Raw genomic sequence first — 4458 nt, 5'->3', positions numbered from 1 at the left:
CAACTTTTTTATTCACGTTCTTCTTGAATACCGTCTTTATTTTTACTTAATGAATCTGGTTTTGGAAGATCCGCTGTCGATGGATCAGGGTCTCCTCCAAATGTTTCATCTAACACAAGTGCTTCTGAATCATCGTCTACTTTTTTCTTTTCATATGAGCGTTCCGGTAACTTACCATACTTCTCTAAGTGTTCGATTTGTTCTGCATCTAGTGTTTCAACTTCTAATAACGTTTGTGCGATCAGATTTAATAATTCACGACGTTCAGTCAGAATATCTTTTGTACGTTGATATTGTTCTGCAACCATTGATTGCATCTCTTGATCAATTTCATATGCGATTTTATCAGAGTAGTTTTGTTCTGAAGACATATCGCGCCCTAAGAATACATTACCACCTTGATTTGCGCCGAATTGTAATTGACCTAACTTATCACTCATACCGTATTCTGTAACCATTGAACGAACAATACTTGTAACACGTTGGAAGTCATTATGCGCACCTGTTGATACTTCGCCAAATACGACATCTTCTGCTACACGTCCACCAAGTAAGCCCGCTACTTTATCAAGAAGTTCTGGTTTTGTCATAAAGTAACGATCTTCTTTTGGAAGCATTACTGCATAACCGCCTGCTTGTCCACGTGGTACGATGGTTACTTTATGAACCTTTTCAGCTTCATCAAGTGTTAAACCAACAACAACGTGACCTGCTTCATGATAAGCAACGATGTTACGTTCTTTCTCAGAGATTACGCGGCTTGTTTTCGCAACACCCGCGATTACACGGTCTGTTGCTTCATCAATATCACCCATATCGATTTTCTTCTTATTTGAACGAGCAGCAACAAGTGCAGCTTCATTTAATAAGTTTTCTAAATCGGCACCAGAGAATCCTGGTGTACGTTGTGCGATTGCTTTTAAATCTACTGATTCATCTAATGGTTTTTTACGTGCATGAACTTTTAATACAGCTTCACGACCTCTAACATCTGGACGACCTACTGTAATTTGACGGTCAAAACGACCTGGACGTAACAATGCAGGGTCTAAAATATCTGGGCGGTTTGTGGCAGCAATGATAATAATACCTTCATTTGCTCCGAAACCATCCATCTCAACAAGTAATTGGTTTAATGTTTGTTCACGTTCATCGTGACCACCACCAACACCAGCTCCACGTTGACGACCTACTGCATCAATTTCATCGATGAAAATGATACATGGCGCATTTTTCTTCGCATTTTCAAATAGATCACGTACACGTGACGCACCGACACCGACAAACATCTCTACGAAATCAGAACCTGAAATCGAGAAGAATGGTACGCCTGCTTCACCGGCTACTGCACGCGCTAACAATGTTTTACCTGTTCCCGGAGGACCTACTAATAGAATCCCCTTCGGAATGCGTGCACCAATCTCTTCAAATTTCGTATGATCTTTTAAGAAGTCTACTACCTCTACAAGCTCTTGCTTTTCTTCATCAGCACCAGCTACATCTGTGAAGCGTACACGTTTTTTTTGGTCATCATACAATTTTGCTTTACTCTTACCAAAACTCATTACACGGTTTCCACCGCCCTGAGATTGATTTAATAAGAAGAAGAAGAGAATGAAAATAATGATGAACGGGATAATCCCTGTTAATAACGATAACCAACCATTTGATTCTTGTGCAGGTAAGAAATTAATATTGTTCTTATTATCTTGCGCTGCTTTACGAATTAAATTTAATAATTCCTGATCATCTTGTGGTACATTCGTAATAAACGATTCATCTTGTTTATAACCTTCTAACTTACCTTTTACAACGAATACTAACCTTTCAGGTTGAATATCCGCCTCTGTAATTTGTCCATCTTCTAACGCTGTTACAAACTCGTGATAATTCAATTCTTTTGTCGGTTTATTTTTGCCATTGAATGTGCCAAAAATCCCTACAATCACGAGGAAAATCAATAAATACAATATGGCGTATCGAAATACTCGATTCATCCCCAGCCTCCTCACAAGGTAAACAGAAAAACTATAATAAATCTTATCATATGACTATTTGCGCGTACAATTTAAAAGCTTTGTTTTAAACAAATTTCAAGTGAAATTTGTCACATTATTTTAAAATGAATAAACTGATTTTTTCAGCACGCCAATATATGGTAAGTTACGATATTTTTCTGCGTAGTCTAAACCATAACCAACAACGAACGCATCTGGTACGTCGAAGCCTATATAGTCTGCTTCTAGCTTCACTTTACGTCCTGATGGCTTATCTAATAATGTTACGATTTTAATTGATTTTGCTTTACGATATTTAAATAAGTCTACTAGATAGCTTAGTGTTAAACCTGAATCGATAATATCTTCAATGATGATAATATCGCGACCTTCAACACTTGTATTCAAATCTTTTACGATTTTTACTTCACCCGAAGATACCGTTGCATTACCATAGCTTGTTACATCCATGAAATCAATTTCAACATATGCATCAATACGCTTCATTAAATCTGCCATAAAAGGCATAGCACCTTTTAAAACACCCACTAGTAATGGAAATTTGTCTTGATAATCAGCTGTTAACTGAGCACCAAGTTCTTTCATTTTTTCTTGCAATTGTTCTTCAGAAATTAATACTTCTTCGATGTCCTTTTGAAGCATATTTGTATCCTCCTTAAATATAAATAGATTACTGCTTTGGAGCGGTATCTATCATTAATACTACACCATCATCTATTGAACGCATATCTTCTTGTAAAAGACGACTCACTCGTAAATCTAGAATCGCTAAAATTTGATTCTTTGCATCCACAAGAATAGGCCATGTACTTCTTTTTGACTGCGGTATTTTCGCATCAATTAAAATGCGTGATACCTTTTTAGAACCATTCACACCTGGTAAGTACATACGATCACCAACTTCTTTTGTTCGAATAGTTAAAGGAAGTTGTTGTGTAGACAGTATGTAACTTTTAACGTATTTACTTACTTGTGGCGCTGAATTTTTTTGGAACACTCCTATTTTACAACCATTTATTAAGGTGGCCCATTCACCTAATTGCAGCTGAAATGGTTGGACGACTTGCTGTACTTGTGGACGTTTTGTTAAAACCAAAACATCATATGTGCGAATCGCTCTTCCTCCTAAAGGCAGTGAAATTTCGTTATGTCCATCTGTTTTTTGAATAAGCTCTAAAATAGCTGTCCACAGTGCATGACTTTGCGCAACGATTGTATCTTTGTAAAGATATTTTAATAGTAGTAGAATGGCTCTTCTTTGTAAAGCAAGTGACTGCTTTTGAAACGGAAGAATTCGCAGATAAATCTCATCATCATTTTTTTGTATTTCACACTGTTTTAAAACACTTTCTGCTTGCTCGTTTAAATAAACATCTTCTGCTTGCTCTTTTTCGGTAAAATACTGAAAAGCTGCTGCAACTTGTGGATTCTCTTTCTTCATAAAAGGAACGACATGGTGGCGTATACGATTTCGTAAATAATCGTCTTTTGCATTACTTGCATCTTCTCTATACATTAAAGATTGGCTATTTAAATACGCGACGAGTTGTTCTCTTGTTACACTTAGAAAAGGACGAATAATTTTAAATGAGCGCCAAGATTTCTCAGCAGACATACCTAGAACCCCTTGGATATGAGCTCCTTTTATAAGAGCCATTAATACCGTCTCCATTTGGTCATCAGCATGGTGTGCCACAGCTAATTTATTGTAATGATGTTGCTTCATCACTTGTTCAAAATAGTGATACCGTTCTCTTCTACAAGTGTCTTGTAAATTACCATTCTCTCTTTTCAAAATTTCAGAAATTGGAATATCTGTAGAGAAAACAGGGATTTCTCTTTCCTTACAAAAATCTTCTACAAACTGTCGATCTTCATACGACGCTTCACCGCGTAACATATGGTTTACATGTACAGCTGCTAAATCAATTGCATAATGTTTTTGATAAGTGTGTAGAAAGTGTAAAAGGACAATCGAATCAATTCCACCTGAACATGCAACTAAAATGCGATCTCCAGATTGAATCAACACATGAGTTTGAATATATTCATTCACTTCCTGCTCAAATTTGACCATCTCTTTCACCTCTTAGCTTTATCATAGCATTTTACAGAGGTAGAAGTAATAGAATAAAGTATTGAAATCCCTCTTCTTATCAAATATTTTATAAATCAATACCAAATAAGATGGTATTATTTTTCATTCTTTATTTAATACCCATTTTTTTCTAAAAAATGCTATAAATATTGTAGAAAAACAAATACTTTTGCAAAGTATTATTTTTTTTTCAAAAATGGGTTGACGGTATCACAATCCTCTTGTAATATAATCTATGTTGTCAAAAAGATAGCAACTAACGGCGACCTAGCTCAGCTGGCTAGAGCGTTCGGTTCATACCCGAAAGGTCGGGGGTTCGATCCCCTCGGTCGCCATAATCGG

3 protein-coding genes and 1 tRNA gene are annotated in these 4458 nt (G+C 36.4%); 1 reads left to right on the top strand and 3 read right to left on the bottom strand.

Annotation, left to right across the window (positions count from 1 at the left end; all coding sequences use genetic code 11):
- Positions 1–8: 8 nt before the first annotated feature.
- From ftsH to tilS, 3 genes are all read right to left on the bottom strand, one after another.
- Entirely contained in the window at positions 9–1997 is a 1989-nt protein-coding gene (gene ftsH / locus KGI01_RS13445) for an ATP-dependent zinc metalloprotease FtsH (protein ID WP_141275102.1), read from the bottom strand.
- A 120-nt stretch (positions 1998–2117) separates the two neighbouring features.
- Positions 2118–2660: a hypoxanthine phosphoribosyltransferase gene (gene hpt / locus KGI01_RS13440; protein WP_141275101.1), complete on the bottom strand. Its 543-nt coding sequence runs from the start codon at positions 2658–2660 to the stop codon at positions 2118–2120.
- 28 nt (positions 2661–2688) lie between these two features.
- Positions 2689–4095: a tRNA lysidine(34) synthetase TilS gene (gene tilS / locus KGI01_RS13435; RefSeq protein WP_141275100.1), complete on the bottom strand. Its 1407-nt coding sequence runs from the start codon at positions 4093–4095 to the stop codon at positions 2689–2691.
- Positions 4096–4377: 282 nt separating this feature from the next.
- Here tilS and KGI01_RS13430 point away from each other — a divergent pair.
- Positions 4378–4451: transfer RNA gene (locus KGI01_RS13430), tRNA-Met, on the top strand.
- The last annotated feature ends 7 nt before the right edge of the window (positions 4452–4458 follow it).

It is taken from the genome of Kurthia gibsonii (assembly GCF_006539985.1).
GTDB lineage: Bacteria > Bacillota > Bacilli > Bacillales_A > Planococcaceae > Kurthia > Kurthia gibsonii.
Note: the sequence above shows the minus strand (reverse complement) of the source record. Positions and strands in the feature narration are given on the sequence as shown.

Coding starts and splice junctions, on each gene's coding strand:
- tilS (WP_141275100.1), bottom strand. CDS start 4,095: ATGGTCAAATTTGAGCAGGAAGTGAATGAATATATTCAAACTCATGTG.
- hpt (WP_141275101.1), bottom strand. CDS start 2,660: ATGCTTCAAAAGGACATCGAAGAAGTATTAATTTCTGAAGAACAATTG.
- ftsH (WP_141275102.1), bottom strand. CDS start 1,997: ATGAATCGAGTATTTCGATACGCCATATTGTATTTATTGATTTTCCTC.